This window comes from Collinsella sp. TM09-10AT, from assembly GCF_003436275.1.
In the GTDB taxonomy this organism is placed as follows: domain Bacteria; phylum Actinomycetota; class Coriobacteriia; order Coriobacteriales; family Coriobacteriaceae; genus Collinsella.
Genome location: NZ_QSOP01000001.1, coordinates 139,763 through 157,099, shown reverse-complemented (window position 1 = coordinate 157,099; position 17,337 = coordinate 139,763). Strand labels below are relative to the sequence as shown.

General features: G+C 61.4%; 13 protein-coding genes. 1 reads left to right on the top strand and 12 read right to left on the bottom strand.

Annotated elements, in window-relative coordinates:
* Nucleotides 1–9 precede the first annotated feature (9 nt).
* From DXD77_RS00660 to DXD77_RS00630, 7 genes are all read right to left on the bottom strand, one after another.
* Nucleotides 10–1,053 (bottom strand): bifunctional oligoribonuclease/PAP phosphatase NrnA, encoded by a 1,044-nt coding sequence (locus DXD77_RS00660; protein ID WP_117647313.1) that lies wholly within the window; start codon nt 1,051–1,053, stop codon nt 10–12.
* Nucleotides 1,046–1,456, bottom strand: coding sequence for a 30S ribosome-binding factor RbfA (gene rbfA / locus DXD77_RS00655; RefSeq protein ID WP_117647311.1), 411 nt, complete (start codon nt 1,454–1,456; stop codon nt 1,046–1,048). The genes DXD77_RS00660 and rbfA overlap by 8 nt, the downstream gene beginning before the upstream one ends.
* A gap of 11 nt (nt 1,457–1,467) precedes the next feature.
* Complete coding sequence (gene infB / locus DXD77_RS00650) at nt 1,468–4,182, bottom strand: translation initiation factor IF-2 (protein ID WP_117647310.1); 2,715 nt, start codon at nt 4,180–4,182, stop codon at nt 1,468–1,470.
* A 91-nt stretch (nt 4,183–4,273) separates the two neighbouring features.
* Nucleotides 4,274–5,521 (bottom strand): transcription termination factor NusA, encoded by a 1,248-nt coding sequence (gene nusA, locus DXD77_RS00645; protein WP_006234042.1) that lies wholly within the window; start codon nt 5,519–5,521, stop codon nt 4,274–4,276.
* 1 nt (nt 5,522) lies between these two features.
* Entirely contained in the window at nt 5,523–6,017 is a 495-nt protein-coding gene (gene rimP / locus DXD77_RS00640) for a ribosome maturation factor RimP (protein WP_117564814.1), read from the bottom strand.
* Between the two features lie 258 nt (nt 6,018–6,275).
* Nucleotides 6,276–8,852, bottom strand: coding sequence for a leucine--tRNA ligase (leuS, locus tag DXD77_RS00635; protein ID WP_117564816.1), 2,577 nt, complete (start codon nt 8,850–8,852; stop codon nt 6,276–6,278).
* Between the two features lie 259 nt (nt 8,853–9,111).
* Nucleotides 9,112–10,623 (bottom strand): IMP dehydrogenase, encoded by a 1,512-nt coding sequence (locus DXD77_RS00630; RefSeq protein WP_117564817.1) that lies wholly within the window; start codon nt 10,621–10,623, stop codon nt 9,112–9,114.
* Between the two features lie 193 nt (nt 10,624–10,816).
* Between DXD77_RS00630 and DXD77_RS00625 the strand changes: the two genes are divergently transcribed.
* Nucleotides 10,817–11,164: a winged helix-turn-helix domain-containing protein gene (locus DXD77_RS00625; RefSeq protein WP_117647308.1), complete on the top strand. Its 348-nt coding sequence runs from the start codon at nt 10,817–10,819 to the stop codon at nt 11,162–11,164.
* 223 nt (nt 11,165–11,387) lie between these two features.
* On the opposite strand, the gene DXD77_RS00620 is transcribed toward DXD77_RS00625, so the two are convergent.
* The 5 genes from DXD77_RS00620 to pelG all read right to left on the bottom strand — a co-directional run bounded on the left by DXD77_RS00620 (nt 11,388) and on the right by pelG (nt 17,335).
* On the bottom strand, nt 11,388–12,374 hold the full coding sequence (locus tag DXD77_RS00620; RefSeq protein ID WP_233506670.1) for a PLP-dependent transferase: 987 nt from the start codon (nt 12,372–12,374) through the stop codon (nt 11,388–11,390).
* A 210-nt stretch (nt 12,375–12,584) separates the two neighbouring features.
* The gene (locus tag DXD77_RS00615; protein WP_089571688.1) at nt 12,585–13,250 is read right to left on the bottom strand and encodes a DUF4956 domain-containing protein; all 666 of its coding nucleotides are present in this window, start codon (nt 13,248–13,250) and stop codon (nt 12,585–12,587) included.
* A gap of 3 nt (nt 13,251–13,253) precedes the next feature.
* The gene (locus DXD77_RS00610) at nt 13,254–14,045 is read right to left on the bottom strand and encodes a polyphosphate polymerase domain-containing protein (RefSeq protein WP_117647306.1); all 792 of its coding nucleotides are present in this window, start codon (nt 14,043–14,045) and stop codon (nt 13,254–13,256) included.
* Entirely contained in the window at nt 14,032–15,801 is a 1,770-nt protein-coding gene (locus DXD77_RS00605; RefSeq protein ID WP_117564821.1) for a CotH kinase family protein, read from the bottom strand. The genes DXD77_RS00610 and DXD77_RS00605 overlap by 14 nt, the downstream gene beginning before the upstream one ends.
* A complete protein-coding gene (pelG, locus tag DXD77_RS00600; RefSeq protein WP_117564822.1) occupies nt 15,791–17,335 on the bottom strand; it encodes an exopolysaccharide Pel transporter PelG in 1,545 nt (514 codons plus the stop codon). The genes DXD77_RS00605 and pelG overlap by 11 nt, the downstream gene beginning before the upstream one ends.
* Nucleotides 17,336–17,337: the final 2 nt, after the last annotated feature.

Genomic DNA, 17,337 nt, shown 5'->3' with positions numbered 1-17,337 from the left:
TCCAAAATGTTAGAGCTCGACGGTCACCGAAGCGGGATCCTCCCCTACCAGCTCGGCCAGCATGGGGAGTGCCGCGGTGAGCGTCTCGAGAATCGTTCCGTTGTTAGAGAAACCAGCGGCCGCGGGATGCCCGCCACCGCCAAAAGCAGCAGCGATCTCGGAAACATTGAGGTCGCCCTTGGAGCGCAGGTTGCCGCGTACCTTGGTATCGCCCTCAATGCCCTTCAGGAACAGGCAGACCTCCACACCCATCACCGAACGCACCACATCGACCAAGCCGTCGCACTCGTCCGAAGTAACGCCGCAGGCCTCGAGGTCGCTCTGGTACGCATAGCTATATGCCACGCGACCGTGCGCCACTGTCTTGATGCGCCCCATAACGATGGACTTGAGATGCAAGAACTCTACGCGCATGCTCTGGTAGACCTCGAGCGCAACGCGCGCCGGATCGGCACCGTGCGCGACCAGGCGCGAGGCGGCGTGAAACGCAGCGGCATCGGCGTTTTGATACTGAAAACGACCGGTATCGGTCACCAGGCCGCACAACAGGCAGGTCGCGACACCATCGCGAGCCACAATGCCGCAATTGTCCAAAAAGCGGTCGATGATCATGGCACAGGCCGCGGCATCGACGCACCTCAGGCTCAGCTCGGCAAATTCCTCGCGCGCCGGGTGGTGATCGAAGCACACCACATGCGACGAGCGGCGGAGCACCTCGGCGGAGTTGTTCAGACGCTCGACGACCGGCACGTCCACCGAGATGAACAGGTCCGGATTGCCGGTATACGCAGATGCCGGCACCAGACGGTCGGCGCCCTCCATAAAGCGGTAGATGCGCGGAACCGGGTCATCGTCTGCCAGCAGCAGGGCAATGTCCTTGTTGGGAAAGAACTTCCTAAGCGAGAGGCCCAGGCCCAGCACGGAGCCCAGGGCGTCGCCATCGGGAGACGTATGTCCCGAAATCGCAATGGAGGACGCACCCTCGATGAGCTCAAGGATGCGTCGCTGAATATCTGCAGACTCGCACGATGCAAGGTCGGCGGAATTACTCATCTAAAGCTGCCTCCTGGGCGGCATCCGCAATTGGATAGCCGTCCTCGTCCTTTTCGATCGCAAGCGTGGCGGGAACGTTTTCCAGCGCACGCGTGATGCGCTCGGCCTCATCGGTCGAGCGATCGATGCGAAAATCGAGCTCGGGCGTGACGCGCCAATCGAGCGAGCGGGCCAGCAGGCTACGGATGCGGCCCTTGGCGCTGGCGAGCGCCTCCATGACCTCGTCGTAGCGGCTCGCGTCGCACGACACATACACACGCGCGAACGAACGGTCCACCGCGACCTCGACCGCGGTCAGGGTGACCAGGTCGAGACGCGGATCGGAAACCTCAAAGAGCAGGATATAACCGAGCTTCTCGCGAAGCTGCTCGCCCAAACGGCGGGTTGCCTGCGTTTGCTTCATAGCGCTACCCCCTACTCGGTACGGGCAACCTGGTCGATGCGGTAGCCCTCAATGGTGTCGCCAGGCTTGATGTCCTGGAAGTTCTCCAGGCCAATACCGCCCTCGGAGCCGCTCTTGAGGCTCTTGGCCTCGTCCTTGTAGTGGCGCATCGAGGCGATTTTACCGTTGAAGACCACGATGCCGTCGCGCACCAGGCGCACGGAATCGGTCGCGGCGATCTCGCCCTCTTCGACGCGGACACCGGCGGCGATACCGACCTTGGGCACCTTGAAGGTGTCCAGAACGGTCGCGGTACCCGTGGAAACCTCGACCTCGGTGGGCTTGAGCATGCCGATACGGGCTGCGTCGAGGTCCTCGAGGCACTTGTAGATGACGTCGTAGCAACGGATCTCGACGCCCTCGCGCTCGGCGGCGGAGCGGGCCTTGCCGTCGGGACGGACGCCAAAGCCGATGATGATGGCGTTGGAGGCGTCGGCCAGAACGACGTCGGTCTCGTTGATGGCGCCAACGGCGGAGTGGATCGTGTTGATGCGCACCTCGGACTGGTCCATCTTGTCGAGGGAGTCCTGAAGGGCCTCGATAGAACCCTGGACGTCGGCCTTGATGATCAGGTTGAGCTCCTTGACCTCGGCGTCGGCGATGGTCTCGAAGAGGTTCTCGAGCGTCACATGCTTCACGCGGCTCTGCTCCTCGATGCGGGCCTTGAGCGAACGCTCGTCGGCCAGGGCGCGAGCCTCGCGCTCGTCCTCGAACACGCGGAACTCGTCACCGGCGTTGGGCACGGACTGCAGGCCCAGGATCTCGACAGCGTCGGAGGGACCAGCCTCGGTGACGGCGCGACCCTTGGGGTCGAGCATGGCGCGAACGCGGCCGTAGGTAAGGCCAGCGACCAGCGTATCGCCCACGTGCAGGGTACCGCGGGTCACGAGCACGGTAGCGACCGAGCCGCGGCCCTTGTCGAGCTTGGCCTCGAGGACGTTGCCGGAGGCAAAGGTGTCCGGGTTGGCCTTGAGCTCGAGCACGTCTGCCTGGAGCAGCACGGTCTCCAGAAGGTCGTCGATACCAATCTTCTGCTTCGCCGAGATGTTGACGAACATGTTCTGTCCGCCCCACTCCTCGGGGATGACACCGTACTCGGTGAGCTCCTGGCGCACGCGGTCGGGGTTGGCACCCGGCTTATCGATCTTGTTGACGGCGACGACGATGGGTACGCCGGCGGCCTTGGCGTGGTTAATCGACTCGACAGTCTGGGGCATGACGCCGTCGTCGGCAGCCACGATTAGAATGACGATATCGGTCACCTTGGCACCACGGGCACGCATGGCCGTAAAGGTGGCGTGACCCGGGGTATCGATGAAGGTGATCTTGCGGTCGTTGATCATAACCTGCGAAGCGCCGATTGCCTGGGTAATGCCGCCCGCCTCGCCGGCAGCGACACCGGTGTGACGGATGGCGTCGAGGAGGCTCGTCTTGCCGTGGTCGACGTGGCCCATGACGGTGACGACCGGGGCGCGCGGTTTAAGGTCGGCGGGATCGTCGTAGAACGAGAAGGTGTTCTCCTCCTCGGGGGTGATGATCTTGATCTGACGGCCCAGGTCGTCGGCAACGAGCTCGACGAGGTCGTCGGACATGGACTGCGTCATGGTGAGCGGCGTACCCAGCAGGAACAGGCGCTTGATGATGTCGTTGGCCGGAACGTCGAGGGCCTCGGCGAGCTCCTGGACGGTAACGCCCTGGGAGACCTTGATGGCATCGAGCTCCTCGGGGTTCACGCCCTGGGCCAGCGCCTCCTCTATCTTGCGCTCCTCCTGAGCCTTGGCAGCCTCGCGCTCGCGCTTCTCCTTGCGCTTCTTGCGGCGACCGGTGGACTCGCGAGAGGCCTCCTCGACGGCAGCACGAGCCTCCTCGAGCACCTTCTCGCGGCTGTACTCCTCGGCCTCGCGAGCCATGCGGCTATAGTGGTCCTCTTCATTGTTGTGACCGCCCTTGCGCTTCTTGCCCTTGCCCTGCTTATCGGGGTTGGGGAAGTCCATGCCAGCAGCGACGTTGTTGCTGGCGTTGGTGCGATGGCTGTGCGGACGGCTCTCGGAGGCGTTGCGCTCGGAGTTGTTGTCGGAAGCACTGCGATCGTTACGACGGCCACCGCGGCGGTCGTTGTTGCCGCCACGACGGTTACCACGCTCGGCGGCGCGCTCGGCCTTGGCCTTGTCCTCGGCGTCCTTCTTCTCCTTGAGCACGGTCTCCTGTGCGGCGATCTGGTCGAGCAGCGAACGGAAGCGCGAACCGGAATCGGAAGCGGGAACGGCGCGGCGCTGGGCCTCGCGGGCAGCCTCCTCCTTCTCGCGAGCAAGGCGCTCCTGCTCGGCCTTCTTCTTGGCCTCGGCCTCGGCGCGGGCGGCCTCCTCGGCAGCCTGGGCTGCGGCAAACTGGCGGCGCTCCTCCTCGCGTGCCTTCTCGGCGGCGATGCGCTCGCGCTCGGCCTCGGCGGCGCGGGCGGCCTCCTCGGCGGCAGCTGCCTGCTCCTCGGCCTGCTTGGCGGCCTCGACTTCCTGAGCGCGGGCCTCGATCACCGAGGCGAGCTGCTTGCGGACCATGGCAACGTAGGCATCCTCCAAGGTGGAGGAAGCGGACTTAGCGGGAATCTTCATATCGGCGAGATGACCCATCAGTTCCTTAGAGGTCATGCCGAACTCTTTGGCCAGGGTGGACACACGGACTTTTGCCATATGACTTCACCTACCCTTTCTGGCACCTTGGGTGCCTAGAGACTGAACGAGCGTGGGAGATGCGCCGGGACCTGCCCGGCGCGACCGCGCGCTAGATCAGGTCCTCCGCATCATCGAAGGCGTCGGTGTCGTGGACACCGCAGAAACGGGAGCCGGGACGGGCCTGGTTGCGGCACTGGATGCCGTCCTCGGACACGTACTCGCAGCGACGGACGTCCTCGTCCTCCTCGTCACCGATCAGGTCGGCGGCGGGCTCCTCGTGAACGGGAACGTTCTTGAGGATGTCGGCGGCAAGCGTCTCGGACTTGATGTCGATGTGCCAGCCGGTCAGGCGCGCAGCGAGGCGGGCGTTCTGGCCCTCCTTGCCGATGGCGAGGGACAGCTGGTCATCGGGCACGATGACGCCGGCGTAGGCCTTCTCCTCGTCGATGAGGACGCGGGTGACCTTGGCAGGCGACAGGGCGTTGGCAACGTAGACGGCAGGATCGGCATCCCACAGGATGACGTCGACGCGCTCGCCACGGAGCTCGCCCACGACAGCGCGAACACGGCTGCCCTTGGGGCCGACGCAGGCGCCCACGGGATCCAGACGGTCGTCGAGCGAGTGGACGGCGACCTTGGAACGCTGGCCGGGCTCGCGGGCGATCGACTTGATCTGGACGGTGCCCTCATAGATCTCGGGCACCTCCTGCTCAAACAGACGACGCATGAGCTCGGGGTGGGTACGGGAGATGACAATCGGTGGACGGCTGTGCTCGCCACGAACCGGCTGCAGGTTGGAGTTGGGGTCGCGAACGTCGATGATCACGGCCTTGATGTGCTGGTTGTGCAGGTAACGCTCGCCCATCGGGCGCTCGTTGCGCTCGTTCTCGTAACGGCGCTGATCGAAGTGCGGCAGCTCGGCCTCGACGCCCTCGCGAATCTTGACGATCGTGAAGTCGGGCGTGGATTGCAGCACGGTACCGCTGATGAGGTCACCGATGCGGCCGGAGAACTCCTCGTAGATCTGCTCGCGGGCGGAGTTGCGCACGATGGCGTTGATCTCGGCCTTGGCGTGCTGGGCAGCGATGCGGCTCGTGTTCTTGGGGGTGACGTCGATCTCCTCGAACTCGGTGAAGTTGCCCTCCTCGTCCATGGAATCGTCGATCGGCTCCAGGCGGTAGACGTAGATCTTGCCGGTGGTGCGGTCGATGGTCACCTTGGCGCCCCACTCAAGATGCAGGATCTCGGCATAGCTCTTGGCGAGCGACTGCTCCAGGCGGTCGATCAGGTAGAGCTGGTCGATGTGCTTCTCCTGGCAAAGCTCCATCAGGGCGGACATCATGTCGGATGCTGCCATCTTACTTTCCTTCCTTCGCGGGCTTGAAGTCATAGGTGGGCTTCAACTTGCACTTTTTAACATCAGAGAAATCGAGGGTGACGGACTCGCCGTCCTCGAGCTCGAGGGTCACGTCGGTCTCGGTCGCAGCGGCAATCTTGCCGGCGTACTTGCGACGGCCCTCGGTGGCGGTGGAGGTGAGCTCACAATTCTCGCCCACAAAGCGGGCAAAGTCGCGCGGACGGCGCAGCGGGCGCGCCATGCCCGGGCTCGACACCTCGAGTGTATAGCTCGAAGAGATGGGGTCGAGCTCCTCGATTACATCGCCGACCCATTTGGTGTTGGCCGTGACGTCGTTGAGCGACAGGCTCTGACCCTCAGCACCCTCGATACGCACGCGCACGCAGGGGGCCTTGGTGGCGCCCACGAGCTCGACGTCGACGATGTCGACATCGTGCTGGGGAGCGACGGCCTCGAGCGCGTCGATGATCGCCTGCTCGGTCTTGGTCTTGACCATTGCGGCACCTCCATCCATACAAAAAAGAAGCGGGGCCGAAACCCCACTTCTTTCAATTACAACTTCATTTGCAAGCAAACTATACCAATAGCTGCGGAAACGTGCAAGCACCGTACGAATCTGCAGGTCAGCGTGCGCACAGGTTCTCCACAAGAATAGAACAATTGACCGCGGGCGCTTTGGGCAGGCAAAACAAAACGAGGGACGACCCAACCGGACCGTCCCTCGTTTATTGCATGTCAGCTTTACACGCAGAGCCTATTTGACCACCAGGTTGACCAGCTTGCCGGGCACGCAGATGGCCTTGACGACCGTCTTGCCCTCGAGCCACTTGGCGACGGCGGCCTCGGCGGCAGCCTGCATCTCCTCATTGGAGGCATTGCGGGGCACCTCGACGCGGCCGCGGACCTTACCAAGCACCTGGACCACGATCTGCACCGTGTCCTCAACGGACTCGGCCAGGTCGAACTCGGGCCAGGCGGCGGTGTAGACGTTGCCCTCGCAGCCGAGCGCCTCGTGCCACAGCTCGTCGGCCCAGAACGGGCAGATGGGGGCAAGGACGCTCACGATATCCTTAGCCACGCCGTAGCACATCGCCTTGTCACGGGAAGCGCCCTCAGTAGCATTGAGGTAGGCACTCGCGGCATTGACGAGTTCCATGACGGCCGAGATGGCGGTGTTGAACTGGCCGCGATCGAAGTCCTCGGTGCACTTGGCGATGGTGCGGTGACGCTCGCGATAGAGCTTCATCGCAACCTCGTCGAGCGCGGACTTGTCGAAGGCAACGTTGGCGTCGCCGGACTGGACGAGCTGCCAAACGATACGCCAGGCGCGCTTGATGAAGCGGTTGGCGCCCTCAACGGCCTTGGGATCCCAGTCGAAATCCTTCTCGGGCGGGGCGATAAACAGGATCGCCAAACGCATGGTGTCGGCGCCGTAGGGCTCGATGACCGAGCTCGGGGGCACGACATTACCCTTGGACTTGGACATGGTGTCGCCGTTCTCGTCCTTGACCATGCCCTGGCACAGCAGGTTGGTGAAGGGCTCGTCCACACTCAGCAGGCCCAGGTCGCGCAGCGCCTTGGTAAAGAAGCGGCTGTAGAGCAGGTGCAGAATGGCGTGCTCGATGCCACCGATGTAGTTATCGACGGGCATCCAACGGTCGGCGGCCTCGCGGGAGAAAGGCAGCTCGGTGTTGTGCGGGTCGGTATAGCGCAGGTAATACCAGCTGGAGCAAGTGAAGGTGTCCATGGTATCGGTCTCGCGCTTGGCCGGGCGGCCGCAGACCGGGCAGGTGGTCTCGTAGAACTCCTTGCACTCGGCGAGGGTCTCGCCGGCGCCCAGGTCCAGGTTCTCGGGCAGCGTCACCGGCAGCTGGTCCTCGGGTACGGGGACGATGCCGCAGTGCTCGCAGTGGATGGCTGGGATGGGGTTGCCCCAATAGCGCTGACGGGAAATGAGCCAATCGCGCAGACGGAACTCGACCTTGCGACGACCGCAGCCCATGGCCTCGAGGTCGGCCACGATCGCAGCCTCGCCCTCGGAGTGCTTGCCGCCGCGCATGCCGGTGTACTTGCCGGACTGGACGAGCGTGCCCTCGGCAGCGTGGGCGCAATCCCAGTCGACGGTCTCGGCATGGAAGGTATCGATGGTCTCGCCGCTGGCCTCGACGGCTGCGCGGTCGTCATCGTCCAGGATGATCGGCACGATCGGCAAATCATACTTGCGTGCGAACTCAAAGTCGCGCTGGTCGCCGCAGGGAACGGCCATGACGGCGCCGGTGCCGTAGTCGGCAACAACGTAGTCGGCAACCCACACGGGGACCTTCTCGCCGTTGACCGGGTTCACCACGTAGCGGCCGGTAAAGGCACCGTGCTTCTCGAGGGTGCCCTGGGCACGCTCGACGGCGGAGATATGCTTGGAGTCCTCGACGATCTTGGTCACGGCCTCCTCGTACTCCGTGCCCTCGACGAGCTCGTGCAGACGCGCGTACTCGGGAGCCAGGACAAAGAAGGAGACACCGAAGAGCGTGTCGGCTCGCGTGGTGAAGACGGTGATCTTACCCTCGTCGCCCTCGATGGGCTCGCCATCCTGGTCGCACAGGGTAAAGTCGACCTCGGCGCCCTCGGAACGACCGATCCAGTTGGCCTGCATCTGCTTGACGCGCTCGGGCCAGCCGGGGAGCTTCTCCAGGTCATCGAGCAGCTCCTGAGAGTACTCGGTAATCTTGAAGTACCACTGCTCCAGGTCGCGCTTCTCGGGCTCGGTGCCGCAGCGCCAGCACTTGCCCTCGGTGACCTGTTCGTTGGCCAGAACGGTCTTGCAGGTGGGGCACCAGTTGACCGGGTTCTTCTTGCGGTAAACCAGGCCCTTTTCCCACAACTTCTCAAAGATCCACTGACCCCAACGGTAATAATCGGGGCTGCAGGTCTTGACCATGCGATCCAGATCGTAGGAGAAGCCCATGCGCTTCATCGTGGCGAGCGCCTGGTCCATGTTCTTATACGTCCAGGCGGCAGCCTGCGTGTTGTGCTTGATGGCGGCGTTCTCGGCAGGCAGGCCAAAGGCGTCAAAGCCGATGGGGTGCAGCACATCGTAGCCGCGCATGCGGGCCTGACGGGCCATGGCATCGCCGATGGTATAGTTGCGCGCGTGGCCCATGTGCAGGTCGCCCGACGGATACGGGAACATCTCGAGCACGTACTTCTTGGGCTTGCTGGCGTCGGTGTCGACGGCAAAGAGGTTGGAGTCCTCCCAGGCCTTCATCCACTTGGACTCAATGGCCTGCGCGTCGTAGGCAGGGATCTCATCCTTATGATCTGTGCAATCGCACATATCAGCTCCTTTAATCTTTAATGGGGTCGGTCGGCTTAGCTTTATTCGCTACTGCGGACAGTCCTGCGCAAGACGAAGAGCACATTAAGTGCTCTTCTTTGCGTGCGGAACTTGTAGCGAACAAAGCTAAACCGCCCGACCCTAAGGTTAACTTGACTGATGATAGCAAATACAACAAGCGAGATGTCTGCGACTTGCAGGCATCTCGCTTTATCTAAATAACGTGGTTGAGGCTCAACCTTTATGTGCAGGTCTTATCTTATCGATACGTTACGCTCTGTTGGGAGTCCTTGACTACGACGTCGTGGGCGCCGCCTTCGACGATCGAGGTCGAGCTTACCAGTGTCAGGCGTGCCTTTTCCTGGAGCTCGGGGATCGAGAGGGCACCGCAGTTGCACATCGTGGACTTGACCTTGTAGAGCGTGCCGCCCACGCCGTCCTTGAGGGAACCGGCGTAGGGAACGTAGGAGTCAACGCCCTCGACGAAGCTGAGCTTCGCGGCGCCGCCCAGGTCGTAGCGCTGCCAGTTGCGGGCACGCGCAGAGCCCTCGCCCCAGTACTCCTTCATGTACTGGCCGTTGACGTTGACGCGCTCGGTCGGGCTCTCGTCAAAGCGGGCGAAGTAGCGACCCAGCATCATAAAGTCGGCACCCATGGCAAGGGCGAGCGTCATGTGGTAGTCGTAGACGATACCGCCGTCGGAGCACACGGGCACGTAGACGCCGGTCTCCTCGTAGTACTCGTCGCGAGCGCGGCAGACGTCGATCAGCGCGGTGGCCTGGCCACGGCCAATGCCCTTAGTCTCGCGGGTAATGCAGATGGAACCGCCGCCGATACCGACCTTGATGAAGTCGGCACCGCAGTCGGCCAGGAAGCGGAAGCCCTCGGCGTCGACGACGTTACCGGCACCGACCTTGACGTCCTCGCCGTAGTTGGCGCGGATCCACTCGATGGTGCGCTTCTGCCACTCGCTGAAGCCCTCGGAAGAGTCGATGCACAAGACATCGGCGCCGGCCTCGATGAGCAGCGGCACGCGCTCGGCATAGTCGCGGGTGTTGATACCGGCGCCGACCATGTAGCGCTTATCGCCGTCGAGCAGCTCGTTGGGGTTGGTCTTGTGGCTGTCGTAATCCTTGCGGAAGACGATGCCCATGAGGTGATCGTTGTCGTCAACGATAGGCAGAGCGTTGAGCTTGTTGTCCCAGATGACGTCGTTGGCAACCTTGAGGCTGATGTTCTTATCGCCCACGATGAGCTGCTCACGCGGGGTCATGAACTCGGAGACCTTCTTCTGGTGGTCATCGCGGCTGGGGCGATAGTCACGGCTGGTGACGATACCCAGGAGCTTGCCCTTGGGAGTGCCGTCGTCGGTGACCGGCATGGTGGAGTGACCGGTCTTCTCCTTGAGCTCGATGACCTGCTCCATGGTCATGTCGGGGGTCAGCGTGGAATCGGACTGAACGAAGCCGGCCTTGTGATCCTTGACGGCCTTGACCATAGCGGCCTCGGACTCGGGAGCCTGGGAACCGTAAATGAAGGACAGGCCACCCTCGGTAGCGAGCGCGACACCCATGTCGACGCCCGAGACGGACTGCATGATGGCGGAAACCATGGGGATGTTCAGGGTGATTGCCGGCTTCTCACCGCGTTTAAAGCGGGTTAGCGGCGTCTTAAGAGAGACGTTGTTGGGGATGCACTGCGAGGACGAGTAACCAGGGACCAGCAGATACTCCGAAAACGTGTGGGACTCACCGGGAAAGAACGTAGCCATGTTTCTCCTTTTTCCATGCGACCGGTCGGCTGCAGGCCTCGTAGGACCCAGCCCAACCTTGGGCGCCCAATACTGGGGAAGTATCTTAACGCACTTTGACTGCTACAATGCATGATTTAAGAAGAGCACACGAGGGTTTGACGCAGGCTTTGCGTTTGCCCAGCAAACACTTTAGCAGGGAGACGTGGAGCACATGGAGTACAAGACGACGGCAAAGTTGGTCATTCAAGCGTGCGACAAAGACCTGCCGGGCGTGTTTGGCCACGGCTGTGTCTTGCTGCTGCAGGGTATTGCCCGGGAGCACTCGCTCAACCGCGCCGCCAAAAGCATGGGCATGGCGTATTCCAAGGCCTGGCGCATCGTGAACGAGGCCGAAGGACAGCTGGGCTGCAAGCTCATCGAGCGCGACGGCGCCCGCGGATCCACCCTCACCCCCGCCGGCGAGCGAGCCATAGCGGTGTACGAGGAGCTGCAGGCTGACATCAACCAGGCCATAGCCGCCAAAGCCGACGTCCTCATCGCCAGCATCAACGCGGAGTAGTCCTTTTAGGCGGTTTTTAGCCCACAGCGCCCTCGGGTTGAGGCTCGCGCCACAAAACGGGCCCATCTACTACGTTTAGTTGAATACCCACGACCATACCGGACATTATGAAATTAAAACCGCTGGTAAACAGCTTGGTAATTTTCAAAATAGGCGGGTGTGGTCGACCCCTATTGCTTAAACGTAGTAAATAGACCGTTTTCATGACATAGACCCCGATTAGCTACTTGCGAAGGGCGTTATCGAGAGTGGCAGCCACCTGCAGAGGGTCGTCTGTGCCGGCGAAGAGGCGGATGGCGCTCCCCTGCTTACCGCGCGGGGCCGAAAGGCGCGTTGTTGAGCCGCCGGCGGGTGATGTGCGGAATTCGTCCGGCAAAGCGTCGAACAGCTCGCCCGCGCTACGCTCGATTAGGTCAAATTCTACTGCTGGGCCAAAGCCGTGCTCCAGGATTCCCGTTGCAGCCACATGGTCAGGATGCGAGCTCAGCCCGGGATAGCGTACGTTGCGCACCATCTCGTTGGCGGCCAGATACTCGGCGAGCGCACGGGCGCGATCGAAGTGGGCCTGCATGCGAGCGTCGAGCGAAGACAGCCCCCGCTCCAGCATGCAAGCCTCATTAGCAGAAAGGTCGAGTGCAGACGCACCGCAATCCGCAAGAAGCGCATGCGCACACTCGGCGGCGGCATCCACGCGATGGCGCTTAAGCTGCGAGCGCGCCACCGAAGCGGCGACGAGTTTGCGCGGCGCAACGCCGGCACACACACGGTCGAGTGCCTCGAGCGAAAGCACGGCGCCCAGACGCAGCGGGTTGCACCCAAAGACGCCTGACGCAGTGTTATCAACCACGAGCAGCGCATGCGGCTCACGAGCGGCGCGGCCCAGAGCGCGAAGGTCGGGCACACGCAGACCAAACCCGCCGATGGAGTTGACGAACCACCACAGGTGCGGCCCCTCGGCATCAAACGAAGCATCAAAGCCTTCGGACGCAGCAGCAAACGCCGCAGCCGCAGGCTCCCCCACCAGCGCAACATCGCAGCCATCAAAGCCGCAGGCAAATGCATCGGCAAAGTCGTCCGCAAAGGCCACCAAGCGATCGCCGGGCTGCACAATCCCCAGCATCGACAGCGCCGCCGGCACATGCGAGGCCGCAACAAGACGCGCCTCACGCGCACCAGCCCTGACAGCCCAGTCCTCTTCTAACTGTTGCACGTCCACGCAACACCGTCCCCAAAAACCGAACCGAATAAACCATCCATGAAGATCGTACGCCAGCGAGCGGGCAGCTGCCGTGGCGAGGTGCCGCGAAAGAGGAGCGACGCGTACTTTATGTACGCGAGCGACGGTTTGAGCGGCAGATCGCCCGGCAGATGTCCGCGCAGCGTCGAGCGGTCCGGCGTTTGTTAAAACGCCGGAACAAAATTAGCCGTGATATTCGCCGTTGTATTGGATCAACGTTAGATCTTCCACGCCATCGAGCGCGCGGATGGCGTCGGCGTAGGGCATGTCCACACCGTCCGAGAAGACCTCGACGGCCATCTCGACCTTGTCACCGCGCATCGTCTTGGATTTGACGGTGAACTTGGTGCGTCCAAACGCGCGAACGATATCATCGCCGGTGGTCTGCCCCGTGTAGTGGATGACCATCATGTACACGCGCGCCTTGTCCTGGTGGCTCGCAAAGCCGGCGATCATCACCACGATCACCACTGCCGTGAGTCCTACGAGCGCATACATACCGGCGCCTGCAGTAATGCCTGTGGTAATGGCCCAAAACAGATACAACAGGTCGAGCGGATCCTTGACCGCCGTGCGGTAGCGGACAATAGACAGAGCACCGACCATACCGAGCGAGATGACCACATTCGTCGAGATCGCGAGCGTGACCATGCAGGTGAGCACGCACATGCCAACGAGCGTTACGGCAAAACTGCGCGAATACACCACGCCGGTAAAAAAGCGCTTGTACACGTAATAGATCAGGATGCCCATGGCGAGCGCCACGAGCAGTGACAGGCCAATCTTGGCAGGGTCGACCTGACCAAACGCCTCCAAGACGGAGTTCTTAAAAAAGTCCCTGGTGCTCATGGTCTAAATATCCCCTCGGTTCTCAAAATCCGATTCCCAGTAATTAAATCCGCGCAGGTAGGCGGTCTTTTCGTAACACAGGCAGTACTTGGAGACCGCCGTAAGCTCGGCCGCACCTGGCGGCACCATATCGCGCACCAGCTGCGGGCAAAACTCGGTAAACTTGACCTCCATCACCAGCTTGCCGGGCTCCAGCACGGGCAACGCGGGCAACGTCGCGTCAAAGATGTCAAAGCTCCCCACCGCCGCACGCACGTTGCTATCAAAGGTAATGCGCACGGTTCCCTCGTCCATCACCCACGGCTCGCGCTCGTAGTCCACGATGGTCCGCGGGCGCATCATATTGCAGATGCACTCGATGTAGAACTCACGGCAGAGTTGGTGCGGACTCCTCAGCAAAAAGTCGTAGTCGCCGGCCAGAATCTGCTCAAACTCGCCACGCGTGGGCGGCGCGTCCTCCTTGTAGATCCAGCTGCCGTACTTCTTTTTACGCTCGAGCTTAATCACCTTGTCGCTGCCGTTATAGATGCGCACGCGATACTTTTTGCGCATAAGGATACCGGCGTCTTTTTCCTCGTAGGCCGAGTTGCAGTAGTCGTCAAAGTACAGGCTGCGGATGGTGTAGCCGCCCGCCCGCGCATGCTTATCCAGCTTAAACACCGGCGCCATGCGACAGGCAAGCGAGGCGTGCTCGCCCTCGTTAATAAGATATTTGAGCTCGTGGCGGTAACGCTCCTGCGTGGTACGCGCGGGAGGTGCCGCCAGGCGCTCAAGCAGCGCGCTAGCCCTCCTCATACGTGTCCTCCACGACCTTACCGCCGTCTTGCACGTAAAAACACTTCATGCCGTAGTGCTTGCCGTCGTCGGTCACATAGTAGTCAAACGCATCTTGCGTATAGCCATCTGAGTTGGTGGCGCGCACGCGCACAAAATACTGGCCGGCATCGGGAGCATCGCAGGTCACCTCGGGAAGCAGCACGTCCTCGGCCTTAAAAAGCACGTCGCTTATGGCATAGTCGCGCGCCAGCTCCACGGTATAGCGGATGTCACGCGCCTTAAAGTCGTAGGATGCATCCCAGTTCATGCGCAGCTTACCGTTATCGATCTGCGGCACGCCAATGTAGAACGGCATGGGCTTGTTATAGCTCTCGCAAAAGCTCTTGTAGTTCTCCTCAATCTCGGAGGGAATCGCCGCGGCGATTTGCTCGTATTGGTCCTTGGTGACAGGCAGATTGTCGATATCGGGCGAAGCAAAGACCAGCGATTCGGTCACCTCGCGATAATGTTTAATCATCTTGGCCAGGCGTGCCTCGGTCATATACGAGCGCAGGTCCTTGACGGCGCGGTCGAGCTCACTGCGGAACGATTTGCTGCGCAGCGCACGATTGAATAGCACGTTGCCCCAATAGTTACTTACGCCGCGCTCCCAGCTCGCATAGTCCGAGAACCCGGCAAGAGAAAGCTCCAGCTTACGCAGCATTCCGTCGTTATCCCAATCTAAAAAGTACCAGGTATTTGAGTTGAGCGGGCTGTACAGATAACAGTTACGGTTCTGAGTATCGCAGTTGCCCGTCAGGATCTGAAACGCCAGCCAATAGACCAGGTTCTCGGTATCAAAGTAGGTATCGAGCACGTCGTCGATCTTTTGCGATTCATCGTTGAGCGCGTCGAGCATCTCGATGAGCTTGGTGTGGTCCGAGTCGCCTTTGATCTCGAGCATGCCCTCAAAATTAGCCTGGTTGTAGTCGGGGTCGTCGGCAAGTTTTATGGTGTCCTCGTAGCGGTGGAAATCGAAGCTGTTCACCTTGTACAGATGCCCGTTCTTATCCAGGCCATGTGCCTTGAGCGCCGTTTTGTTGAGTTGCTCCACCTGCGTAAACAGGCCATAGTCCTCAAAGGTGTCGTTGGATTTCTCGGTCTGGTCGCACACCCATAGATGCACAAACTGCGTGCGCAGGCCCATCATCTGGGGAATCCCGCGAATAAGGTCATAGGCCATCTTGTTGCGAAAGCGCATGCCCTCGCCCATGTGCTTGTTGAGCGCAATCGCACGTTGCTGGCGCCAGGCACCCTTGCCCTTTTTGAGCTCCACCTTGTAATTCTTTTGCGTGTTGGAACTCGACGTCTGACCGCGCACCTGCACGGTGGCATTGGGCGCTTCCTCGCCATAGCCCACTTCGCCGGCCACGGGACCCTTTTCGTCGCCCGCCTGCAGCAGGCCCATAACCTGATAACGCGTCACGCCCATGTCGGCGTAGTCGTAGACCGAGTACGTGTTGATCTCGGCCCAGCTGTGGTCGGTGTTCTCGGAGCTGTTGCCGCGCGAGACCGTCAGGTACATGGTCACAATGCCCGAGTCGTCGTAAACCTCGTACAGCTCGTCCTTATCGCGGAGGTGCTTGGCTTCGCCCGAGGCCTCGGCCTTTTTGATCTTGCCCTGCTTTTTGGGCTTTTTGGTCGAGGATTCGTCCTGAGACGAGCAGCCCGAAAGTAGCAGCGCACCGGCAGCCGCTTCAAGCAGACGGCGACGAGACATCATCCTATCGGTCATCAGAACCTCCCCAATGGTTGCGATACACGCGGACCACCGTGCGCTCAAACGTGCCATGCGGCTCGCCGTTATGGCGAAGCTCCTCATAGCGCTGCTCGGCACGGTCGAGCAAGCGACCCAGCTGCGTAAAGCGACCCGTTTTGTCGGTCGCCACGATGGGCTGCTGGCTCAGGATACGATACGGCAAGTTGGCGGTATAGGTATCGAGCCGCAGCAGCGCCACAACAAAAAACACCGCCGCGCCCAACAAAAAGCCAAAGCCGTAAAACTGCTGCGGCAACAACAGCGACACGAGGGTCGCCAGCCCGGCCACGCCGGAAAACAGGCCCGAGGCCAGCACGGCCCCCTTGTAGTCGGTAAAGTACAGCAAGATGAGCATCACCGTATTGCCCACGGCATACAGTCCGTAGCCCACGCATAACGTGCGAAAATACCCGTGCATAAGGTTATTAAAGCCCAGCGGCAGGGCCGAGAGCACCGTGGTCTCGAGCGAAATGACCGCCGCGGTCACAAACAGCTGCTTGAGCGCACAAAAACGCAGTTCGCGGTTGAGCGTGGAGAGCATCTCCTCCTCGGCCACCACAATGTCGCCCACCACGCCGCCGTCGTTAAACAGGCTGTAGTAGTCGCGGTAGCGCGGATAGAAGTTGACCTCGACCGAGACCACAAAGTTGACGGTCGTGACTAGAATGGTCAAAAACGCGATAAGCGCCGGCACGTCGTGATAGGGCGCACCGTAAAACAAGCCCTTGACCTGCACGCCGATGGGCCCGGCCCAAATGATCACCAGATGTGCGAAGAGCCCCAGGTTGGTAAACAGGCCCGTGAGCGCCAACGGCAGAAACTGATCGAGCCACTGCAAAAAGAGCCAGGGGCTGCGATCGCTCTGCGGAAAATATCGGTACAGCAGCACCACGTCCCAGGCAAGCATCACGCCGTAGCCCAGAGCGATGGACGCCAGCAGGCCCTCGACCGGCGGCAGACCCAGCGCAAGAGCGGCCAGGGCGCACAGGCACGCCATGCCAATGGCAGCCGCAAAGCTGCACAGGATCCCTCGATAGTCCTTGATGGCCGTGAGATAGCTCATGCCGTTCCAGTTGACGATCATAATGTTGAACAGCCACAGGCACAGCAGCCCCTGCAGCAGTGTGGCGCCCGAGAACAGCAAAAAGATGCCGTAGAGCACCGTGCCCGCAACGAGCATGATGGCGTTGGAGCCCCAAAACGAGGGCAAGATCTCTTCCTCGCGCTCGGCAAAAAGCATGTCGGCCAAAAAGCGCGTGACGGGCATGGAAAAGAAGCTCGTAAGCGTGAGTGAGGCCAGCAGCGTATAGGTCACCATGCATACCAGCAGATCCTGGTTGGCGCGCCCGACGCCCCACAGGCCGCACAGCACCAAGATGCCCACTTGGAGTAGCACGCCCAGCAGCATGGGGCCCGTGCACACAATGCCGGCGTAGCCATAGGCGCGCATCGTGGCAAACAGGCCCTTGCGCCTAAACAGGCGCTTGAGCTCAAAACCGATTCCGGCCACCG